16 protein-coding genes and 1 pseudogene are annotated in these 21,246 nt (G+C 69.8%); 9 read left to right on the top strand and 8 right to left on the bottom strand.

All coding sequences use genetic code 11. The annotated features are described in order from the left end of the window. Nucleotides 1–116 precede the first annotated feature (116 nt). Nucleotides 117–563, top strand: a complete 447-nt coding sequence (locus ABTX18_RS00375) for a VOC family protein (protein ID WP_352120485.1) — start codon at nt 117–119, stop codon at nt 561–563. A 761-nt stretch (nt 564–1,324) separates the two neighbouring features. Here ABTX18_RS00375 and ABTX18_RS00385 read toward each other — a convergent pair. Continuing rightward, nucleotides 1,325–1,999 carry a response regulator gene (locus ABTX18_RS00385; RefSeq protein ID WP_352120486.1) on the bottom strand — a complete coding sequence of 225 codons (675 nt, stop codon included), beginning with the start codon at nt 1,997–1,999 and terminating at the stop codon, nt 1,325–1,327. Continuing rightward, nucleotides 1,996–3,156 (bottom strand): sensor histidine kinase, encoded by a 1,161-nt coding sequence (locus tag ABTX18_RS00390; RefSeq protein ID WP_352120487.1) that lies wholly within the window; start codon nt 3,154–3,156, stop codon nt 1,996–1,998. Before ABTX18_RS00390 ends, ABTX18_RS00385 begins: the two co-directional genes overlap by 4 nt. Before the next feature lie 383 nt (nt 3,157–3,539). Here ABTX18_RS00390 and ABTX18_RS00395 point away from each other — a divergent pair, with 383 nt between their 5' ends. After that, nucleotides 3,540–4,232, top strand: coding sequence for an ABC transporter ATP-binding protein (locus ABTX18_RS00395; protein WP_352120488.1), 693 nt, complete (start codon nt 3,540–3,542; stop codon nt 4,230–4,232). Then, nucleotides 4,229–6,577, top strand: a complete 2,349-nt coding sequence (locus ABTX18_RS00400; protein ID WP_352120489.1) for an ABC transporter permease — start codon at nt 4,229–4,231, stop codon at nt 6,575–6,577. The genes ABTX18_RS00395 and ABTX18_RS00400 overlap by 4 nt, the downstream gene beginning before the upstream one ends. Before the next feature lie 282 nt (nt 6,578–6,859). Here ABTX18_RS00400 and ABTX18_RS00405 read toward each other — a convergent pair whose 3' ends face one another. Beyond that, the gene (locus ABTX18_RS00405) at nt 6,860–8,395 is read right to left on the bottom strand and encodes an alpha/beta hydrolase domain-containing protein (protein ID WP_352120490.1); all 1,536 of its coding nucleotides are present in this window, start codon (nt 8,393–8,395) and stop codon (nt 6,860–6,862) included. 591 nt (nt 8,396–8,986) lie between these two features. Here ABTX18_RS00405 and ABTX18_RS00410 point away from each other — a divergent pair. The 3 genes and pseudogenes from ABTX18_RS00410 to ABTX18_RS00420 all read left to right on the top strand — a co-directional run. Then, complete coding sequence (locus ABTX18_RS00410; RefSeq protein ID WP_352120491.1) at nt 8,987–10,552, top strand: SDR family oxidoreductase; 1,566 nt, start codon at nt 8,987–8,989, stop codon at nt 10,550–10,552. A gap of 37 nt (nt 10,553–10,589) precedes the next feature. Continuing rightward, nucleotides 10,590–11,963, top strand: coding sequence for a cryptochrome/photolyase family protein (locus ABTX18_RS00415; RefSeq protein ID WP_352120492.1), 1,374 nt, complete (start codon nt 10,590–10,592; stop codon nt 11,961–11,963). Between the two features lie 375 nt (nt 11,964–12,338). Further along, nucleotides 12,339–12,701, top strand: a pseudogene (locus ABTX18_RS00420) (RNA polymerase sigma factor); the annotation flags it as partial. Between the two features lie 254 nt (nt 12,702–12,955). On the opposite strand, the gene ABTX18_RS00425 reads toward ABTX18_RS00420, so the two are convergent. Next, nucleotides 12,956–14,215: a PP2C family protein-serine/threonine phosphatase gene (locus tag ABTX18_RS00425; RefSeq protein ID WP_352120493.1), complete on the bottom strand. Its 1,260-nt coding sequence runs from the start codon at nt 14,213–14,215 to the stop codon at nt 12,956–12,958. Nucleotides 14,216–14,451: 236 nt separating this feature from the next. On the opposite strand from ABTX18_RS00425, the gene ABTX18_RS00430 reads away from it, so the two are divergent. From ABTX18_RS00430 to ABTX18_RS00440, 3 genes are all read left to right on the top strand, one after another. Further along, complete coding sequence (locus ABTX18_RS00430) at nt 14,452–15,273, top strand: alpha/beta fold hydrolase (RefSeq protein WP_352120494.1); 822 nt, start codon at nt 14,452–14,454, stop codon at nt 15,271–15,273. Nucleotides 15,274–15,851: 578 nt separating this feature from the next. Next, nucleotides 15,852–16,652, top strand: a complete 801-nt coding sequence (locus ABTX18_RS00435) for an alpha/beta fold hydrolase (protein ID WP_352120495.1) — start codon at nt 15,852–15,854, stop codon at nt 16,650–16,652. Beyond that, entirely contained in the window at nt 16,649–17,902 is a 1,254-nt protein-coding gene (locus ABTX18_RS00440; protein ID WP_503061073.1) for a PP2C family protein-serine/threonine phosphatase, read from the top strand. Before ABTX18_RS00435 ends, ABTX18_RS00440 begins: the two co-directional genes overlap by 4 nt. Nucleotides 17,903–18,072: 170 nt before the next feature. Here ABTX18_RS00440 and ABTX18_RS00445 read toward each other — a convergent pair whose 3' ends face one another. The 4 genes from ABTX18_RS00445 to ABTX18_RS00460 are packed head-to-tail and all read right to left on the bottom strand — an operon-like array spanning nt 18,073 to nt 20,733. Beyond that, on the bottom strand, nt 18,073–18,474 hold the full coding sequence (locus ABTX18_RS00445; protein ID WP_352120496.1) for a response regulator: 402 nt from the start codon (nt 18,472–18,474) through the stop codon (nt 18,073–18,075). Further along, complete coding sequence (locus tag ABTX18_RS00450; protein WP_352120497.1) at nt 18,471–19,580, bottom strand: PAS domain-containing sensor histidine kinase; 1,110 nt, start codon at nt 19,578–19,580, stop codon at nt 18,471–18,473. The genes ABTX18_RS00445 and ABTX18_RS00450 overlap by 4 nt, the downstream gene beginning before the upstream one ends. After that, nucleotides 19,577–20,269 carry a response regulator gene (locus ABTX18_RS00455; RefSeq protein ID WP_352120498.1) on the bottom strand — a complete coding sequence of 231 codons (693 nt, stop codon included), beginning with the start codon at nt 20,267–20,269 and terminating at the stop codon, nt 19,577–19,579. The genes ABTX18_RS00450 and ABTX18_RS00455 overlap by 4 nt, the downstream gene beginning before the upstream one ends. Further along, nucleotides 20,266–20,733, bottom strand: coding sequence for an STAS domain-containing protein (locus ABTX18_RS00460; RefSeq protein WP_352120499.1), 468 nt, complete (start codon nt 20,731–20,733; stop codon nt 20,266–20,268). The genes ABTX18_RS00455 and ABTX18_RS00460 overlap by 4 nt, the downstream gene beginning before the upstream one ends. Nucleotides 20,734–21,246: the final 513 nt, after the last annotated feature.

Raw genomic sequence — 21,246 nt, forward strand, 5'->3', positions numbered from 1 at the left:
CTCGGCGTGAGCACGAGGCGGGCACGAGGCCCGCCCATTTCTCCGTGTCTTAGCTCCCCGGCGCCTGCATACGGCGCCCAGTTCCAGCGGATCCCAAGACCGGAGACACACCACTGATGTCCTATGACCAGCTGTACCCGCATGAATCCGCGCCCGCGACGGCCGGCGTCCAGCTGAACCACACCGCCGTCTACGCAAGCGACCGGCACCTGTCCGCCGAGTTCCTCGCCGCGGTCCTGGGCTTGAAGGTCGGCGCCCCCTTTGGGCCGTTCCTGCCCGTCGACCTCGGCAACGGCGTGACCCTCGACTACTACGAGAAGAGGGACGAGCCGATCCAGTCGCAGCATTACGCCTTCCTCGTCCCTGACGAGCAGTTCGACGCCGTTGTCACCCGCCTGGAGGTGGTCGGGGTCACCTACTACGCCGACCCCAGCCACACCGAACCCGGTCGGATCAACCGTCTGTTCGGTGGTCGCGGCGCCTACTTCGCCGACCCGGACGGTCACAACATGGAGGTCATGACGCGGCCTTACGTCCGCCCTCAGGGCGCGACAGGGCTGTGATCAAGGGGTGCCTCGGGCGAGGTCTTTGATCCCCGCTTCGTGGCTGGCGCGCCGGCCGCCCCCGAAGCCCTTCTTCTTTTGGTTGGCGGCCTGGACCGACTTCTCCGGGTACGAGGGAGGCCGACAGGACCGCGGACGCGGATCCGTCCCAGCACTGGGCTGAACCGCGGACTGTCAGCGGCTTGTCCAGCGGTCGGGAGGAACGCCGGAGGGCGGCACCTGCGGTCGGTGGCGAGGCGGACCTTGCTGGTCCGCCCGCCCCTGGAACGTCCGAGAAGCGCCGGCCTGGCAAATCCCACAGATTGACGCGACTCGATACGCGTCCTGGAAGGGTGGACAGTCGTGTAGCCCGTCGGCTCCGCCAGTAGTGCGGCGGGGCGCGGCGTACGTAGCAGCGCCACGGCCTCCTCGACCCGGCCCAGCCCCACCAGGAGCGGGCCGAGAGTCCGTCGGTGGTCCATGCGGTCCGCGTCCAGGAGAGCGACAGTTTCCTCCGGGCGTCCGGTGGCGGCCAACAGGCCAGCCAGCGTCTCCACCACGTACGGACTCCCGCCCTCGGGGTGCGCCCCGGCCTCCTCAACCACCTCGTCGAGCTGCCCGCAGGCGGCGAGGAGCGCCCCGCAGCCGGAACAGCTCCCACTCCTCCTTGCCCCGCCGGGCCGACATGGTGGCCCGATGCGGCACCGGACGGCCGTGCGGCTGCGCGCCCCCGCGGAACGACCTGCCCCGCCGCGTCGGCCTTGCACGGGCCGAAAGGTGAGTCAGGTACCGCCTTCCGGGACGATCAGGCCTGTCTCGTAGGCGAGGACCACGGCTTGTACGCGGTCGCGGAGGTCGAGCTTCGAGAGGATGCGGCCGATGTGCGTCTTGACCGTGGTCGGGCTGAGGAAGAGGCGCTCGGCGAGTTCGGCGTTGCTGAGGCCGGTCGCGAGCAGGCGGAGCACCTCGAGTTCGCGCGGGGTGAGGCCCGACAGTTCGCGGTGCACCGTGGTGGCCGGTTCCTCGCGCAGGGCGAAGCGTTCGATCAGGCGGCGGGTGATCGACGGAGCGAGGAGGGCATCGCCCGACTGCACCAGTCGCACGGCGGCCACGAGGTGCTCGGGGCTGACGTCCTTGAGCAGGAAACCGCTGGCGCCGACGGTGAGGGCTGCGTAGACGTAGTGGTCGAGGTCGTAGGTGGTCAGGATGATGACGCGGGTGCTGTCCTGGCCGTCGGCGAGGATCCGCCTCGTTGCTTCGATGCCGTCCATCCGCGGCATCCGGATATCCATGAGTACGACATCGGGCCTGGTGCGGCGGACCGCTGCGACCGCCTCGGCCCCGTCGGCTGCTTCGGCCGTCACCTCGATGCCGTCCGCCGCCAGGATCATTCCGAAGCCCGTTCGCACGAGTGCCTGGTCGTCGGCGACGACGGCGCGCAGGGCCGGCCGGCTCATGCGGTCCGCCAGGAGACACGGGCCTTGACCCGGTAGCCGCCGGCAGGAGTCGGGCCCGCCGTCAGTTTGCCGCCGTAGACGGCCAGCCGTTCGCGCAGCCCGATGAGGCCGCTGCCGTTGCCTTCCGCCGGCGCGGAGTCCCGCTTACCGCCCACGTCATCGATCTCGATCTCCAGCCACTCCTCGGCGTACCCGATCATCACCGACGCCTCGCCACCGGGCGCGTGCTTGATCGTGTTGGTCAGCGCCTCCTGGACGACGCGGTACGCCGCGAGGTCCACTCCGGGCGGCAGTGGCTCCGGCGGCAGGGTCACGACGACACGCACCTGTGTCCCGGCGGCGCGTACCCGCTCCACCAGGGTATCGAGCTGTCCCAGCCCGGGCTGGGGCGCGAAGCCGTCGAGTCGCTCGTTGTCCGGTGCCGCGAGCAGGCCCATCACGTGGCGGAGTTCCGACATGGCGGCCCGTCCTCCGGCCTCGACGGCGAGCAGCGCTGTCTTGGAGCGCTCGGGCATCGCGTCCATGACCTTGCGTGCCGCGCCCGCCTGGATCACCATCACGCTCACGTTGTGGGTCACGACATCGTGCAACTCGGCTGCGATCCGGGACCGTTCCTCCTCGACGGCCCGGCGCGTGGCCTGTTCCTGGGCCTGCTGCAGCTGTGCGTAGCGGTCCTGGCTCGCGCTCAGCTGGCGCTGCCAGAACCGGACGAGGCCGGCCACCACTCCGGCGATCAGCAGCACGACTGCCGGGCTCGACCAGCCCGGCAGAATGGGCTCCGTCTCCCGGAACGCGAGGCCCGCCAGTACGGCGGCGACGACCATTGCGGCCATCGCCCGCACCCGGTAGCGGCTGTGGACGACAGCGCTGTACGCGCCGATCCCGCAGGTCGCCACATTCATCCAGGAGGCGTCGTCGACCATGGCCAGCGTCGCGCACATCGCTACGGCGAAGGCCGCCAGCGGATACCGTCGCCGGGCCGCCAGCGGCAGTGTCGACAGGACGACGAAGGGCCAGAGCGCCGGCGCATGCTGCGGCTCCGGCACCATGATGCGGTGCTCGATCCCCGGTGGCGCGAAAGCGTCCTGGTCGATCCTGACGAGCTGTCCGACATCGGGGTAGCGGGCGGCCCAGAGCAGGGCAACGGCAGTCAGCACGAGGGCCGACACCGCATCGAAGCGCACGGCCCCGGGTGACGGTGGAGCAGGTCTGGGCTCCGGGCGTAGCGCATCGCGCAGCTGCCCGAGCCACCGACGCCTGTCTTCCTTCTCCATCAGCACATTGTGCGGCTCTCGCGCCCGAGTCACATCAGCCCTGCTGAGCAGGGCACCGTCCCGCGGGTGTACGTCGCAGGGATGACCCTGGGGCCGGATCCTCCGCGCGGAGGGCCGGATGTCGGTGCCGCGGACGACGCACCCCCCGGCGGCTCGCCCCTACGTTCACTGGGCCGGCCAAGTCGTGCCGCTCCTCGGCTCTCTCGCCGCAGGGTTCGCCGGGCGGGCCAGGACATGCGTACGCCCCGACCGTAAGGACAGCTCCCGTGACTCATGTGATCGAACTGCAGGGCGTGGCCAAACGCTACGGCGGCACCGGTGCTCCTGCGCTCGGGCCGATCGGCCTCACCGTCGCCGAAGGCGAGGCGCTCGCCGTGACCGGCCCCTCCGGCAGCGGCAAGTCCACCCTGCTCAATCTCATCGCCGGTCTCGACAAGCCGACCGAAGGCTCCGTGACCGTGGCCGGACGGCGGATCGACCAGCTCAGCGAACACGCGCTGGCCCGTTTCCGCCGCGAGCAGATCGGCATGGTCTTCCAGTTCTTCAATCTCCTCGACGACCTCAGCGTCGCCGACAACATCCAGCTTCCCGCCCAGCTCACCGGGACGGCCAGGAAGAAGGCGGCGGTCCGCGCCGGTGAACTCATGGAGCTGCTGGGCATCTCGAAGCACGCGCGCGCCTACCCTGGCCGCCTGTCCGGCGGAGAGCGCCAGCGGGTCGCGGTGGCCAGGGCGCTGATCAACCGGCCGGCCCTGCTGCTGGCCGATGAGCCCACCGGTGCGCTCGACACCGCCTCGGGCCAGGACGTACGGGAGCTGCTGCTTGATCTGCACCGCGGCGGGCAGACCATCGTGCTGGTGACGCACGACCTGGCACTGGCACAGTCCTGCGCCGGCCGGACCATCCACCTGGTCGACGGGCATCTCGCGGCCGACACCCTTGCGCAGGCCGTCCGATGAACGGCGCTCTCGGCCGGGTCGTGCGGTCCGGGGTGGGCCGACGCTGGGTACAGACCACCGTGATCGCCATCGCCACCGTGATGGCCGTGGCCTCCGCCGTGGTCGCCGGATCGCTCATGGTCGCCGCGGACGCCCCCTTCGACCACGCCTTCGCCAAGCAGCACGGGGCCCATATCACCGCGCAGTTCGACCCGGCCAAGGCCACTGCGGCCCAGCTCAGGGAAACCGGGCGGCTGCCCGGGATCAGCGCGAGCGCGGGGCCGTATCCGACCACGACGATCCGCCCGGTGGACGAACGGGGCGGCCACATGACGGGGCTGACGCTGGTCGGACGCACCGGCCCGCACAGCACGGTGGACGATCTGAATCTGAAGTCCGGCCGCTGGCCCGAGAAGCCCGGCGAGATCGTGCTCACCGCGTCCGTCGCCGGACCCGCCTTCGACCTCGGCATGGTCCTGAAGGCCTCGGACGCCGCGGACAGCCCGAGCCTGACCGTCGTCGGCCTCGCCATCTCGGCCGGCAGGACCGCCGACGCATGGGCGCTCCCCGCCCAAATCACCGCGCTGGCATCGACGGACAGCCCGGTGACCAGCCAGATGCTCTACCGCCTCGACTCCGCGGGGACGAAGCAGAAGATCGCCGACGGCCGCAAGCAGCTCGCCGCCGCCCTCCCGTCGGGGGCGCTGGCAGGCAGCCAGTCCTGGCTGGACACCAAGCGGGACGCCGACCGGGGCGCGGCGCCGACCATCCCGTTCCTGATCGCCTTCGGAGTGCTGGGCATCATCATGTCGGTGATCATCGTCGGCAGCGTGGTCAGCGGCTCCGTGGGCACCGGTCTTCGCCGCATCGGGATACTCAAAGCCATCGGCTTCACCCCGCGCGAAGTCGTCCGGGCCTATCTGGCCCAGGCCCTGATCCCCGCCGGTACCGGTATCGCGCTGGGCGTCGTGCTGGGCAACCTCCTGGCGATGCCGCTGCTGGCGGACACCGAGTCGGTGTACGGGACCGCCTCGCTGTCCGTGGCCTGGTGGGTGGACGTCCTGGTCGTGGCCGTCACCACGCTCGTCGTCGGTGTCGCGGCGCTGGTCCCCGCGCTGCGGGCCGGCCGGCTGCGTACCGTCGAGGCCATCGCGGTCGGACGGGCGCCGCGCACCGGGCGGGGTCAGTGGGCGCACCGGGCAGCGGGAAAGCTGCCCCTGCCGCGGGCGGTGACGTACGGCCTCGCGAGCCCGTTCGCCCACCCGGTGCGGGCGCTCGCGCTGCTCCTCGCGGTGGCGTTCGGCACGGTCGCGGCGACCTTCGCGCTCGGGCTCACCTCGTCCCTCAACGCGATCGGCGCGGCGTCGGACCCCGAGGAACGGGCCGAGGTCACCGTGGTCGCCAGCAGGCCCGAGGGCGGCGGACCCCCGGCCGGCGGCCGGCCCGCTCCGCACGCCGACCCGTCCCGGGTCCGCGCCGCCATCGAGGCACAGGCCGGCACCGCCTCGTACTACGGCATGACGCAGGACGACGTCACCGTGCCCGGGATCTCCGGCACCGTCCGGGCCAACTTCTACCAGGGTGAGACGGGATCCGGCCGCTACGAGATGAGCTCCGGGCGCTGGTTCGCGGCTCCCGGAGAGGCCGTGGTGCCCACCGGCTTCCTGGAGCGCACCGGAACCGGGATCGGTGACACCGTCCGGGTGACGTACAAGAAGCAGACCAGGAACCTGAAGATCGTCGGCGAAGCCTTCGACACGTCGGACGGCGGCCTGCATCTCACCATGGACCTCGCCACGTTCACCGGGGCCGAGGTCCAGGACTTCCTCATCGCGGTCGAGCCGGGCGTCTCCCCCGCCCAGTACGCGCAGAAGCTGGAGGCCGCGGTGCAGCCGCTGGGTGGCGAGGTCATGGCCAACTCGCCCTCCGAAGGGGAGAGCATGATCCTCGTCCTGAACGCGATGGCGGTGCTGCTCACCCTCATGCTCGTCTCGGTCGCGGGGCTCGGGGTACTCAACTCCGTGGTCCTCGACACCCGCGAACGCGTCCATGACATCGGTGTCTGCAAGGCGCTCGGCATGTCGCCGCGGCAGACCGTGAGCCTCGTGCTCGCCTCGGTCGCCGGGATCGGCGTACTCGGCGGACTGGTCGGTGTCCCGGCCGGGTACGCACTGCACGGCTACGTGCTGCCGGTGATGGGGCATGCGGGAGGCACCAACCTCCCGCCGTCGATCCTCGAGGTGTACGAGCCGTGGCAGCTGGCCCTGCTGGGGCTGGCCGGTATCGCTATCGCGATGCTGGGCGCGATGCTTCCCGCGGGCTGGGCGGCCAGGGCCCGCACCGCGACAGCCCTGCGCACGGAGTAGCGGCCGGCAACGGCACGCAAGGACGGCCACCGACCACGGGCTCCGGCCCGCCGAACCCGCTGGGCGGTCAGGCTGCCGGGCCCGCATGACGGTCAAGCCGCCACACACGTGCGTGCACACGACGCCCCCGTCCGGTCCGGGTGATCGGACGGGGGCGGACATGTCGAGGAACTCACAGTGAATACGGACGTACTCACGGCGGCCGGCGGCAGGAGATGTACGAGCACGGCGTGGAGGCCGTCGACGCGCTCCTGCAGCGCCGACGGCCCCGCTGCTGGTGGGTCAGCCGCCGATTCCCGAGGCCTGCGCGGCAGCGACGACCGCCTCCGCGTCCTGTGGCAGCAGGTACCCGGCGTCGACGGACATCTGCGCGGCCGTGCGCACCTTGCCCACATAGTCGGCGTGGGTCGGGTAGAGCCGGCTGAGCACCGGTTCCGCCGTGGCCGGGAAGGAGGGGTCGGACGGATCGCCGTCGTCGTGCCGGTCCCAGGCGTCGGCGTCGCCGTTCCACGGGTCCCGGGCGCCGTACAGACCGCAGAAGACGCCGCTGCCCGTGGTGTCACGCGAACCGGTGAGCGTACGGGTGGGCACCGTGACGTCCGGCAGGCGGACACCGCCGGTGGCCAGGCCGGTGGCCGGGTCACGCAGGACGGTGCTCAGCGGCCGGCCGCTCGGCGGCCGCGCACCGCCCCGCGCCCAGACGGCCAGGTGGCGCAGCGCCGCGTTCATCGCCCAGTGGCCGGGCCCGTCGTTGAACGGAGCCGACCCGGCGGCACAGTCGGTCGACGGCGCCGCCGAGCCCGCGGACTTCTGCACCGTTGGGTTGCCGACGTCGTAGGCCCACTGGTCGCCGTGCGCGGTGCCGGCCAACTCCCAGTGCACGACGCTGGTGGTGTCCGGCTGCCGGGCGGTCGCGGCGCCCGGCACGTCGGTCTCCGTGAGCACGACGAACGTCGGCGCCGCCAGGTCGCTCCTGATCCGCGACGGGTTCGGCATCAGCAGGGTGTCGGCGAGCTCGCCGCTGAGGGGAGCGGCGATCGCGCTGTTGCTGTGGACCATGAAGCCGTCGTAGACCCCGGACACGGGCTGGACCGCGTTGACGTATGTCGTCATGAAGCCCGCCGACTGCGACTCGCCGTCGGCGAGCAACGTCCGGACCGGGAGCCCGCCGAGCGGGTCCGGCCCGTTCGGGGCCCGCAGCGCCTGGCCCGCCTGGGAGAAGATGTCGTAGGCGAAGGCGTCCCCGGGATGGACCAGGCTGCCGTACCGGGCCGGGTCCCAGCCCTTGAGGCCCTTGATCTCACCCCGCCCGCCGTTGACCCCGACGGCCTGTGCCGAGACGCCGACCCAGGCGTAGCCCTCGCGAAGCAGCTCGTCGCGCTCGAACCAGTAGTCCGGGGAGAGGTCGAGCTGGCCGCTGACGTTGAGCCACTCCACGACCACCGTGCCGTTGAACTTCGCCGGATCGGCGGGGCGCCGCACCAGCAGGCGGCTCTTGTAGGCGGCGGTGCCCGACGCTCGGACGTTCCACCGGCCGTCCGACGTCCACAGGCCCGACTTGGCGTATGACGTGGCGGTGCCCGAGATGAAGTACTCGCTCTCGGCGTAGCCGAACGAGCCGAGGTCCTCCGCCGCGGCGAGGAACGGGAAGCCGTGAGTGCCGGCGGGCGGGACGGTGACCGTCGGACTCGCAGCCCCGGCGGCGGAAGCTGCGGCCGGGGCGGCCTGCGGGGCGACGGCGAAGAGCGCGCCGCAAAGCACCGCCCCCAGCGCGGTGGCGGTGACGGACCGCCGGGATAACCGAGCAAGCATGCGCATGGATTGCCTCCGTGAACGCGTGTCCCAATGGGTTGAGACCGCAGTCTCGACGGGCCAGGGCCGGCCGCCATCGGCGAATCCACCAGCGTCCCAGGAACGGTGACCGGCGACCGGACACCGGACACCTGTCCCAGCCGGGCGCCTGTACCTTTCTGCCTCACCCCGGTAGGGCTTGGCCGGTCACTCGCCCCGGGTCCCAAGGCCGGCGATCACATGTGCAGGTACGGGTTCTCCGGCTGCCCGTCGCCCGTCGGCCGCACCGACCGTTGCCCCCCACCACGCCACCCGTCCGCCGGGTACTGCGGCGGTGTCAACCAGGCAGCTGAACCGGTCCGCCCGGTCGTGCGATCGGCACCCGCTGCTGGTGCATCCGCCGCAGCTGTTGAGCGGGAAGCAGTGGGTGCGACCAGGCTCGGGCAGCCTACGCCGCGTGGTCTTCCGGCCAGGAGACGTTGGCCGGACCGGGCGGTTCCCGGTCGCCCGTCATGGCCGCGGACAGCCTCGCCGCAACAGGCGAAGTCGTGTTGTGGGACCCATGATCGGTCGAGAGGACACGGTGGCGCCGACGAGCCGGGAAAGAGGACTGTGGCGATGACCGGACAGCGGGACGCGGAACGGCTGCTCTGTCTGGTGACCGGCGCGTCCGGGTACATCGGCGGACGCCTGGTGCCGGAGCTGCTGGAGGCCGGCCATCGAGTGCGGTGCCTGGTCCGCTCACCCGCCAAACTCAGGGACCAGCCCTGGGCGGCCGACGTCGAGAGCCTCCAGGGGGACGTCACCGACCTGAATTCCGTCGCCGAGGGCATGCGCGGCGTCGACGTCGCCTATTACCTGGTGCACGCCCTCTCATCGGGCGCGGACTTCGAGGAAACCGACCGCCGCGCGGCACATGTCTTCGCCCAGCAGGCTCACGCGGCAGGCATCCGGAGAATTGTCTACCTCGGCGGTCTCACTCCGAGAAACGTCCCCGAACAGACGCTCTCCCCGCATCTGCGCTCCCGTTCGGAGGTCGGCCACATCTTCCTCGACTCCCCGGTTTCCGCCACGGTGCTGCGGGCCGCGGTCGTCATCGGCTCGGGGTCCGCGTCGTTCGAGATGCTGCGCTATCTGACCGAACGGCTGCCCGTCATGGTGACGCCCAGCTGGGTGCACACCCGCACCCAGCCCATCGGGGTCCGCGACGTTCTGCGCTACCTGGTCGGAGCGGCCACCATGCCGGACGACGTGGACCGGGCTTTCGACGTCGGCGGTCCGGACGTGCTCACCTACCGCGAGATGATGCGTCGATACGCTGCCGTCGCCGGGCTCAAAAGGCGGATCATCGTCCCCGTACCGGTGCTCACCCCACGGTTGTCCAGCCACTGGGTCGGCCTGGTGACTCCGGTCCCGGCCTCGATCGCCCGGCCCCTGACGGAGTCGCTTCGTCATGAGGTCGTCTGCCGGGAACACGACATCGCCCGGTACGTCCCCGACCCCCCGGGCCGGCCCCTGCCGTTCGACGAGGCATTGGCCCTGGCCTTGCGGCGGGTCCGAGAGGCACAGGTCGCCACGCGCTGGTCGTCCGCTTCCGTCCCGGGGGCTCCCAGCGATCCCCTTCCCACCGACCCCGACTGGGCGGGCGGCAGCCTGTACAAGGACGAGAGGCAACTGCCCGTCGACGCGTCACCGCAAGCGTTGTGGAAGGTGGTGGAGGGAATCGGCGGTGACAACGGCTGGTATTCCCTGCCCCTGGCGTGGGCGGTACGCGGCTGGCTGGACCGGTTCATCGGCGGTGTCGGTCTGCGCCGCGGACGGCGAGACGCGGAACGCCTGCGGGTCGGCGACTCGCTGGACTTCTGGCGAGTCGAGGAGATCGAGCCGGTCCGACTGCTGCGGCTGCGGGCGGAGATGCGGCTGCCGGGTCTGGCCTGGCTGGAGATGCACGTCGAGACGGACGCCGGAGGCCGCACCCGCTACCGGCAGCGCGCGCTCTTTCACCCGCGCGGGCTCCTCGGTCACGCGTACTGGTGGGCCGTCTCCCCGTTTCACGCCGTCGTCTTCGGCGGCATGGCACGCAACATCACCCAGGCCGCCGCGAAGGGCTTGACCGCCCATAGGGGTGATCAGCCCCACGGGCGCATCCGGCGCCGCTACCGCCGGCGAAGTGGGCGGCACTAGGTACCCGTTCACGCACCATTGCGCCAGGAGTCAAGTCATGACCGTCGCGGTCGTCCTGTTCACCTCGGACCTGCGTCTGCACGACCATCCGCCGCTGCACGCGGCGCTGAAGGCGGCGGACGAGGTGGTGCCGTTGTTCGTCCTGGATTCCGGGATTCACGCGGCGGGGTTCGACGCTCCCAACCGGCGGGCCTTTCTCGCCGACTGCCTCAACGACCTCGACGCCTCGCTGCGCAGCCGCGGTGGCCGGCTCGTGGTCCGCGCGGGGCCGGTCGTCCGGGAGGTCTGCGCGGTCGCCGCCGAGTGCGAGGCCGTCGTGGTTCACATGGCCGCCGGCGTCACCGCGTACGCCCACCGCCGAGAGGAACAGCTGCGCGAAGCCCTCGGTGAAGGAAGTGTGACCCTGCGCGTGCACGAGACGGTCATCACCGCTATCGCCCCGGGCGCGGTGACGCCCTCCGGTTCCGACCACTTCGCCGTCTTCACCCCGTATTCCCGCCGCTGGTCCCAGGAGTCGCTGAGGACGCCCTTCCCCGCGCCGCGGTCCGTACGCGTCCCCGACGGGGCACGCGGCGAGCCACTCCCGGCACGTGCCGACGTGACCGGCGCCTCGCCCGGTCTTCTGCGTGGAGGGGAGACGTCCGGCCGTGACCGGTTCTCGCGGTGGTCGCGTTCCGGGCTGTCCCAGTACGAGGACAGCCACGACGACCTCGCGGGTGACGCCACTTCAAAGCTGTCGGCCTTTCTCCACTTCGGAGCCCTCTCCCCGGTGGAGCTCGTCCACCGGGCCCGCAAGCACGGCGGTCCCGGCGCGGACGCGTTCGTACGTCAGGTGTGCTGGCGGGACTTCCACCACCAAGTGATGGCGGCGCGCCCTGAGGCATCCGGCAAGGACTACCGCACACACCAGGACCGGTGGCGAAACGAGGAGGACGCGGCCGAGGACATCGCCGCATGGCGGGACGGACGGACGGGATACCCGATCGTCGATGCCGCCATGCGACAACTGCGGCACGAGGGCTGGATGCACAACCGCGCACGCCTGCTGACAGCGAGCTTCCTGGCCAAGACGCTGTACGTCGACTGGCGGATCGGCGCCCAGCACTTCCTGGACCTCCTCGTGGACGGCGACATCGTCAACAACCAGCTCAACTGGCAGTGGGTCGCCGGCACCGGCACCGACACCCGGCCCCATCGCGTCCTCAACCCCCTCCTCCAGGCGAAAAGGTTCGATCCGGACGGCACCTATGTGCGCCGCTGGGTCCCCGAGCTCACGGACCTGGAGGGAAGGAGAGTGCACGAACCCTGGCGGCTCCCGGCGGAGCAACGCGCCGGTGTCGACTACCCGGACCCACTCATCGACCTCGCCGACGGGCTCGCACGCTTCAAGCATGCCCGCGGCCGCGACTGAGGAGGCACCCGTCGTGCACTGTCTCTTCGGCGGCCAACTCGGTCCCCGCCTCGTCACCCCGGGCGAAGGGGGGCACGGGCGCGTCACGCCCCTGCTCATGATCGAGGCGCGCCCCTTCTTGTGGCGGCGCCGTCTCCGCCGGGCCAAGGCCTCGGGCGACACGCCGCCATGGATCACCCGTCGACAGGCCGCCGAGGCGCATGCACCCGGCAGCAGCGCCGTTTCGGCAGGAGTCGGCGCATCCGCATCGAGACATCCGGCGGAAGCACTGCTGTGCGGATGACCGGGAGCGAGAAGGGGTCGTGCATGCTTGGACTGCCGCCGATGGTGGCCCCACCGGCCGAACTCGTCGTCGATCCACTCGCCACGGCCGACGGCACGGACGCGGTTGGCAGTGTCCTCAGGGAGATTCTCGACGCGCTGGCCGCCAGGACCCGGCGCATGGCCGTGGTCGACTCGGCCGCGCGCGACGCCACCCCCGCCGGCCCCGCCGAGACGGCACCGGACGCCGTACTGGACCATGTGCTGCTCGTCGACGCCCTGCACCGACTGCCTCGCGCTCAGCGCGAGGTGCTGTGCCTGGCCTTCTACGAGGACCTGACGCAAGTCCAGATCGCCGAACGCACCGGGGTGCCATTGGGAACGGTCAAGAGTCACACGCGCCGCGGTCTGCACCGGCTGCGTCTGATGATCGACCAGCCCGGCATCCACGGCACGGCCTCGCCCACGAGACGCTGAAGGCGAACGGGACCCACAAAGCCGTGGTTACGCCTTCGCCATCGACGCCATGTCCGACGCTCTCGCCGCTCGTGGCGGCCGGGCCCCGAGTGCCGTCCGCCGTGCCGTCGCCCGTCTTGGCGCTCGCCTCGCCGTTGGAGACCCGCGACCCGATCACGGCCCGGCCGCCACGGCGGTGCGGTCCCCCTCCCGCAAGGACTCCGGCGGCGCGGGCTCGCCGGATCGGGCTCCTGGACGTACGCGCCGGCCTCTCTTCACCCGGCCGGCCGGGGTACGCCGGCGATGGGGGCGGCGGCCGCGGTGGAGCGGGTGGTGGGGCCGAGCCATTCGCAGAGCAGGATGGTGGCGTCGTCCTGGAGCTTTCCGTCGTGGAGGGCGAGCAGGGAGCGCATGAGTCGGCGCAGTGTTTCGGCGACGGGCAGGGCGTCGAAATGGTGACGGGCGAGGAAGTCGCGGAAGGCGGTTTCTCCGAATTCCTCTCCGCGCGTGTTCCGGGCTTCGACGATGCCATCGCTGTACAGGACGAGGCGGTCGCCGGGTTGCAGCTGTTCTCGGCACACGACCGTGGGCAGGCCGAAGTCGCTGCCCATGGGGTGGGCGGGCGGGCAGTCCAGCAGCGTGGTCCAGCGACCGGCACGGATGACGACAGGCGGGAGGTGGCCCCGGTTCGTCCAGGAGAGCATGCCCGTCCGGGTGTCCAGGTCGGCCAGGACGCCGGTGACCCAGCGCTCGGTCTTGAACTGTTCGAGCAGCACCTGCTCGATGGCGTCGCCGAGGTCGGCGAGGCCGGTGCCCTGACGCCGCCGGTTGCGGCAGGCGCCCACGGCCAGGTTGGCCGTCAGACCGGCTGCGGTGTCGTGCCCCATGGCGTCGAACAGAGACAAGTGCACGACGTCGCCGGCCGTGGCGTAGTCGTAGGCGTCGCCACTGACCTCGTAGGCCGGCTCCATCACCGCGGCGATGGCCACCCTTCCGTCGACGTACGTGCGCGGTGCCATCAGTTGCCACTGCATTTCCGCGGCGACGTTCATCGGCCTGATACGGGCCAGCCGGGCATAGGAGTCACTTGTGTCCCCCGTGCTGACCACCATCATCGCCACCAGGGAGGCGAGCGACAGCATCGCCTGTCGCACGTCCTCGTCGTCCGTGGTCGTTCCCAGGTGCAGTACGCCGAGCCGCTCCGTGCCGTCCAGCAGCGGAATCCACCACTTGTGCGCGCCCTCCGTGCTGTCGGCCGCGCCCGTGATGCTGCCGTACTGGTAGGCCCGCCCTGCCACCGTGCCCTCCACCAGGAGTTGCCTCTGATGCCCTTCCGTTTCCCCGGCGGCGTCCAGACCGTGACCGGTGGCCAATCGCAGCACGTCACGCTGCAGATCGCCCAGGTAGATGAGGACATCGGTGAACCCGGCAGCCGCAGCGTGCCTGGCCACCACTTCCGGCAGTTGCTCGAACGACAGCACATGGCTGTCGTCCAACAACCCGGCCAGCATCCGACGCACATCCCCGTCCCGCATCACCCACCTCACAGATCACCTTGTGCACCAGGACCCCGTTCCTCTCTCCACCTCACATCACATCTGCTCCCCGCGCTACATCGGGTTCCCACGCATCCCCGTACCGCCGCCGGCTCCCGCAGCAGGCCTTGCCGATGAGTCGGGGTCCGCAGGCGCGGGAGCTTTTTTGCCAAAGCGACATCAGGGCATGCTCTGAGTGGCAGGTGGTGTTCATGGGACGGAACAGGAGGCCAGTGATGGACTGGACACTTGGTGAGGAATTCCAGACGCCTCAAGGTGTGGTGCGGTGGGGAGCCCTGGGGAGCGGAGACCCGGTCGTGCTCGTGCACGGCACGCCGTATTCTTCGTTTCTCTGGCGGGACATCGCTCCGGCGCTCGCCCGTACCCGCAAGGTCTTCTTCTTCGACCACCTCGGCTTCGGTGAGTCGGACCAGCGCGAGGGCCAGGACCTCAGCCTGGCGGCCCACGCGAAAACCTTTGCCCGGCTCCTCGACCACTGGGAGCTGTCCGACCCCAGTGTTGTCGCCCACGACATCGGCGGGGCTGTGGCGCTTCGCACCTTGTTGTTGGAGGAGAGGCGCTACCGCGACCTGACCCTCTTCGACGCGGTGAGCGGCGGTGAGTGGGAGCGAGGGCTCTTCCAGCTCTTTCTCGAGCACGAGGAGGTCTTCCAGAAACTTCCGGGCTACGCACACGAAGCGCTGGTCATCAGCCATCTGCGGCACGCCACGCACGTCGGCTTCAGGCCGGGAGTCCTCGACACGTTCCTCGCACCGTGGCGGGGGGACGCAGGGCAAGCGGCGTTCTATCGCCAGTACAGCCAGATCAGGCAGACGGACACGGTGGCGTATGAGCATCTGCTGAGCGGAATCTCGCTTCCGGTACGGCTCGTCTGGGGCCGCGAGGACCGCATTCTTCCTCCGAAGTACGCCGAGTGGCTGCACGAACGGGTTCCGCAAGCAGAGCTGCACTGGATCGAGGGCGCCGGCCATCTTCTCCAGGAAGACGCGCCGGGCCAGCTGTTGGCGTGGCTGACGGCCGGATTCCCCTCGGCCTGAGCTGCGGACCGAGTCGAGCACCGGCGGTTCTCCGTGCTTGCGGACCCGCACCGCCTTGTCAAACACCGGCGACACCCGTGCGCTCGTGGCTCCGAGCCTGCAGTGAACGGGCGCCTCCTCTCCGACGACTCATCCCGAAGGCTGACTCAAAGCTCCCCCCATGCAGACGGCAGTACCCCCTGAGCGCAGTGGCGGTTCCGTGGCTGCCTGCAGGCACGTTGCCTGTCCGATTCACCCCACCGGGTACACCGCTTGCTGCGCGGCGTCGAGCTCGTGGACCCGGCCTGACTCCGGCGACTCGGGCTGCGGCCTCAATCCACGCGGTTCCCGGTGCTGAGGCCTTTCGAACGACCGGTCGTCCACCAGGCCGAGCTCGGCTTGTAGCCCTGGGCGGGCGGCCGGGGTGTGCAGCAGCTTTGAGGTGCACCGCGAAGCGAACGGCAAAAAGACCGCGGACGGAGACACCTGAGGACAACCTCAGGGCGGCGGCTGGGACCCACTGGCCCTCTCCATGCTGGTGAGCCGCCCCTCGCCCGCCTGAGCAGGCCGTCCCGCGCGTGGAGTGTCACGATGTTCTTATGGACGTCCTGACAAGGAACCGCGTATCGGTGACGGGCCGGGACGGCGGGCCTGTGGTGATGCTGGCCCACGGTTTCGGATGTGATCAGAACCTGTGGCGTCTAGTCGCGCCCGTGCTGGAGGAACGCTTCCGGGTGGTCCTCTTCGACTACGTGGGGGCGGGGCGCTCCGACGTGTCCGCCTGGAGCCCCGAGCGCTACTCCACTCTGGAGGGCTATGCGCAGGATGTCCTCGAGATATGCCGAACCCTCGGACTCGGACCGGTGGTCTTCGTCGGGCATTCGGTCAGTTCCATGATCGGTGTCCTTGCCGCCGCGCAGGAGCCCCGCCTTTTCGACAAGCTCGTCCTTCTCACCCCGTCGCCGTCGTACATCGACGACGGCGACTACCGCGGCGGATTCAGCAAGCAGGATATCGACGAACTGCTCGAGTCGCTGGATAGCAATTACCTCGGCTGGTCCGCGACCATGGCACCGGTGATCATGGGAAACCCGGAACGCCCCGAACTGGGCGAGGAGCTGACCAACAGCTTCTGCCGAACGGATCCCGAGATCGCACGGCTGTTCGCGCGAGCCACTTTCCTCTCCGACAACCGCGCGGACCTCGCCACGGTGACCGTTGCGACGCTCATCGTCGAGAGTGCGCGCGACACGATCGCTCCGCGTGAGGTCGGTGCCTACGTCCAGGCCCGGATCCCCGGCAGTCAACTGGTCACCCTGGACTCGACAGGCCACTGCCCCCAGCTGAGCGCCCCCGAGGAGACGGCCGAGGCCATCATCGCCTTCGTGCAGGGGCCGTGACGGTGGACCCGGGCAACGAGGAGGCCAACGGATTGTGGGCGGCTGGAGGCTCCGACCAGGAACAACTGTCGTTCTCCGCTCTGCTGGAGGACAGTGCCGAGGACCTGTACGAGAACGCGCCGTGCGGCTACCTCTCCACCCTGATGGACGGTCGGATAGCGAAGGTCAACGAAACGCTGTTGAAATGGCTCGGCTACCGCCGGGAGGAACTGATAGGCCGCAGGAAGTTCCCCGATCTGTTGACCGTCGGCGGCAGGTTGTATCACGAGACGCACTTCTCACCACTGCTGCGCATGCAGGGCGAGATCAGCGGTATCGCCCTGGAGCTCAAGGCCGCCGACGGCAGCCGACTGCCCGTCCTGGTCACCTCCGTCGTCAAGCAGGACCGCGACGGCGAACCGATGCTGATCCGCACCACTCTTCTGGACGCCCGGGACAGACGCACCTACGAGCGTGAGCTCCTACGTGCCCGTCAGGAGGCCGACCGCGACCGCGACCGCCTGCAGCGCCTCGCCACGACTCTGCAGCGCACCCTGATCCCGCCGACGCTCGAACCGGTTCCGGGCCTGGACGTCGCCGCGCACTACCACTTCGCATCTCCCGACGAGGTGGGCGGGGATTTCTACGATCTGTTCCCGCTGGCCGGCGGTCGCTGGGGCTTCTTCATGGGAGACGTACGCGGCAAGGGCGCTGACGCCGCCGTGGTGACGTCCTTGGCGCGGTACACCCTGCGAGCCGCGGCGGTCTCCGATCCGATACCGGCTACGGTGCTCGCCAACCTCAACACCGCTCTCAACCACCAGACACAGGACGACGAACCGCGGTTCTGCACGGTGATCTTCGGCCTTCTGACGCCCGGAGACGACGACACGGAATTCCACATCGTCCTGGCCGGCGGCGGGCACCCGCCCGCTGTGCTGCTGCGTGCCGACGGCAGTGCCGACTACCGGCCCACGCCGGGCGGCCAGTTGGTCGGAGTGGTTCCGGACGCCCAGTTCACCACGGTCGCCCTGGATCTACGTCCTGGTGACACCCTGCTGCTCTATACCGACGGTCTGACCGAGGCGCGTATCCCGCACACAGGCGAACGCTATGGCGACGAAGCGCTCCTGCGGTTCGCCCGGGTCTTCGCACCCGCCTCGGCCACCAGTGCCGTGGAGGCGCTCACCGAGCTGCTCGACTCGTTCGGCGAGGGACTCGACGACGACACCGCACTGCTGGCGATGAGCGTGCCTCCGGCCGCACGATGAGCGGGTCGGCGCCACGACAAGCAGGCGAGAACCGGCCACCCCGTCCCCGCTGTACATCCCGGCCCTCTCCGCGTCGGGCATCTGCGGTCCGGCCTGCTCGACTCACACTTCCCTTGCGCAGGGCGGGCGCCGGAGGCGGGCAAGGACGGGAGCGGAGGAGCACAGCGTCCCTATCGAGATTCCGCCGCCCGGCGCAGGGCCGTGAGGAGTTCCCGGTTGCTCGCACCTTTGAGTACGTACCCGCAGACACCGGCGTCCATCATCCGCTCGACGGAACCCTTGTCGTCGTACGCGGAGAACGCCACGATTCTGCTGGTGGGTGAGCACCGTGCGATGTCCCTGGCAACGGAGGGGCCCCCGCCGGGGAAGCGGACGTCAAGGATCACGAGGTCCGGTTGATATCGGTTCGCGAGTCGAAGCGCCTGCTCGTCGTTGCGCGCCGTGCCGACGACCTCGAGGTCGGGCTGTGCCTGAACGACCTCGCCCAGGATCTCCAGCAGCAGCACATTGTCGTCACAGAGGATCACGCTGAACGGTGGGACGGCGGAGCCGCCCGGTGCCTCCGCCGTCACGGCGCACCGTCCGTCGGCGTCGAGTCGGTTACCGGACAGGGATCGGGTACCCAGAACTCGACTGTCGTGCCCGTTCCGGGCCGGCTCTGCATGGACCACCATCCTCCTGCCGTCTCGGCCCTCTCCCGCATCTCGATGATCCCGAAATGTTCGCGGGTACCGTCCTGCGACATGGGCGCGCCGGTTCCGTCGTCCGTGACCCGCGTCAGAACTCCTCTGTCGACCGACTCGACGCTGACGTCGACTCTGCTCGCGCCTGCGTGCTTGTGCACGTTCAGCAGGGTCTCCTGGACGATGCGGAAGATGGTGATGGCCGTCTCGGGGGGAGGTTCCCGGTCGAGGCGGTGCTCGAACGCATAGGGCATCCCCCAGGAAGAGCCCACCACGTCCTCCAGGTGGCTGGAGAGTCCTTCGACCAGGCCGTGCCGGTCTATCCCGGGGGGATGCAGCCGGAACGTCAGACTCCGGAGCCGGCCGATCGCTTCACGGACCGAGACGTCGAGACGCTGCAACTCTGCGGAGTACGGCTCCGGTACGCGGTCCGCGAGCAGTTCCAGCCGCATTCCGACAGCGACCATGGCCTGGATGGAGTCGTCGTGGACGTCCCAGGCGATGCGGCGTCGTTCCGACTCCTGAGCCTGGACCAGGTGATCGAACAACCGTCGTCGCTCGGTGAGGGCATGCTGCGCTGCCCGCCGTTCGGACATGTCCCGGGTGACCTTGCCGAATCCCTGCAGCACACCTTTTTCGTCCCACAAGGCGGTGATGACCACGTTCGCCCAGAACCGGGAGCCGTCCTTGCGGACGCGCCAGCCCTCGTCCTCCAGTCTGCCCTCGGCCACGGCGGTCTCCAACTCCCATTTCGGCTTGCCCGAGGACTGGTCCTCGAGTGGGTAGAAGACCGAGAAGTGCTGGCCGACGATGTCCTCTGCGCTGTATCCCTTGATGCGCTCCGCACCGGCGTTCCAACTGATGATGTAGCCCTGCGGGTCGAGCATGAAGATGCCGTAGTCCAGGACCCCTTGCACCAGCAGTGTGAAAGCCGCATCCGACAACGGAGCCGGCGGCTTCCTCACCCATGCCTGTTCCAGTGGCTGCTGCGTCACTTGAGGAGCCCTTCACGTCGCGCGACCGTCACAGCTTCCAGCTGGGAACGCGCTCCCAGCTTTTCCAGCACCCGTTGGACGTGGTTGCGCCCCGTGTTGAGAGCCACTCCGAGCTGCTCGCTGATCCTCGCGGTGCTGTGCCCCTCCCCCAACAGATGAAGTGTTTCCCTTTCCCGCGGAGTGAGGTTCGCACCGAGCCCCGGCGTCCGGCCTGTCAGCCGTTCCAGCACGTCGCCCAACAGGTCCTGGCTGAACACCACCTCACCCGCTGCGACTCGACGGACCGCCTCCTCCAACTCCCTCAGACCGCGGGCCTTGAGAATCAGGCCCGCCCCGCCCATCTCCGCGACGCGCGCCGCTACCGACGCACTGCCTTCTCCGGCCAGAACCAGGACACGGGCGTCCGGCACGAGGGCCAGCAGATCGGCGATGGCGGTGACCCCGTCGCCGTCCGGCAAGCGCCGGTCCATAAGTACGACATCCGGCTCGCATCGCTGCACGTCGGCCAGTGCGGACGCCACCGACGCCGCACGCGCCACGACCTGCAGATCGGGCGAGCGCTCCAGGGCGAGGCATATCGCCTCGGCCACCATGTCGTGGTCCTCGACCAGCAGAATCCTGACCGGCCGGCTGTGTGCGAAAGGTGAAGGCATCGGCGCATCCTTGGAAGGGGCGGATCGCATGATCATGCCAGTCTCCGCAACGGCCACTCGGCGGTGGCCTCCGCCCGAACATCACGGCGTGTCGAGGCCGTTCCCGAAGCCCGATGAGCCGACTCGGGATTCGCGCTCCTCCCGGTGAAGAGGTCTTCGGCCCCGACGAGGCGGAGCAGCCGCCCCAACTGGGATCCCACCCCCTCAACGACGAGATCCGCGCCTGCTCGGAGAACGGCCGTCCGCGCCCTGAACAAGGCGCCCAGGCCGGCACAGTCGCAGAAGGAGACGTCGGTCAGATCGAGCCAGAGACTCGTCACCTCCTCCTCCAGACAAGCACTCACCGCCTCCTGGACGGCGGGGCCCGAGTCCAGGTCGAGTTCACCGGCGAGAGTCACTCGCGCGACGCCCGAACGCACCGCGGCGTGCGACGTGAACGGGTAAGCGGTCACAGCGTCGCGCACCTCTCCGTGCTCACGCGCGGCACGCACCCGCGCCATGTGGTCCCGCGCACCCTGTCTGCCAGGGGTCTCCTCGTCGTCAGCTGCCGCATCACTACCCCATAGTGTGAGGACATCAGGTGAACCCTAGTGAATCTGCACTAGAGGCGGACGTCAACACGCACCAACAGAAGTGGACAGAAATCGAGCCGCCGAGGCCTGAGGTGGGGTACCCCTCCAGCCGTGCGGATGGGTACCCGCGTCCCGTTGGGCCGGAAGCCCTCGTACTGGATGACGGCGCCACGCCCGCTCCACAGGACGCGACCGCTCCCTCATCTCCGCCCGGACCGCTCCCGGACAGAAGCGTCCCGGTCTCAGCTCGACGCCGGCATGACCCTGGATGTCGACGCATTCAAGGTTCTCCGGAAACCACTAAGGGCTGTCCCGCACCCCTCCTTTTACGACACCGCCCGACGTGGGAGCCGAATGCACGGAAGCCTCGCCTCCGAGGTGTGTGTTCCTGGGCGCAGAAGGGGCCGATTTCTCAGGGCGGAACGCGGATCCGTCACAGCG

It is taken from the genome of Streptomyces sp. NPDC096323 (assembly GCF_040302845.1).
Lineage (GTDB): Bacteria > Actinomycetota > Actinomycetes > Streptomycetales > Streptomycetaceae > Streptomyces.

Coding starts and splice junctions, on each gene's coding strand:
- ABTX18_RS00375 (WP_352120485.1), top strand. CDS start 117: ATGTCCTATGACCAGCTGTACCCGCATGAATCCGCGCCCGCGACGGCC.
- ABTX18_RS00385 (WP_352120486.1), bottom strand. CDS start 1,999: ATGAGCCGGCCGGCCCTGCGCGCCGTCGTCGCCGACGACCAGGCACTC.
- ABTX18_RS00400 (WP_352120489.1), top strand. CDS start 4,229: ATGAACGGCGCTCTCGGCCGGGTCGTGCGGTCCGGGGTGGGCCGACGC.
- ABTX18_RS00405 (WP_352120490.1), bottom strand. CDS start 8,395: ATGCGCATGCTTGCTCGGTTATCCCGGCGGTCCGTCACCGCCACCGCG.
- ABTX18_RS00410 (WP_352120491.1), top strand. CDS start 8,987: ATGACCGGACAGCGGGACGCGGAACGGCTGCTCTGTCTGGTGACCGGC.
- ABTX18_RS00415 (WP_352120492.1), top strand. CDS start 10,590: ATGACCGTCGCGGTCGTCCTGTTCACCTCGGACCTGCGTCTGCACGAC.
- ABTX18_RS00425 (WP_352120493.1), bottom strand. CDS start 14,215: ATGCGGGACGGGGATGTGCGTCGGATGCTGGCCGGGTTGTTGGACGAC.
- ABTX18_RS00430 (WP_352120494.1), top strand. CDS start 14,452: ATGGACTGGACACTTGGTGAGGAATTCCAGACGCCTCAAGGTGTGGTG.
- ABTX18_RS00435 (WP_352120495.1), top strand. CDS start 15,852: ATGGACGTCCTGACAAGGAACCGCGTATCGGTGACGGGCCGGGACGGC.
- ABTX18_RS00455 (WP_352120498.1), bottom strand. CDS start 20,269: ATGATCATGCGATCCGCCCCTTCCAAGGATGCGCCGATGCCTTCACCT.
- ABTX18_RS00460 (WP_352120499.1), bottom strand. CDS start 20,733: ATGGCGCGGGTGCGTGCCGCGCGTGAGCACGGAGAGGTGCGCGACGCT.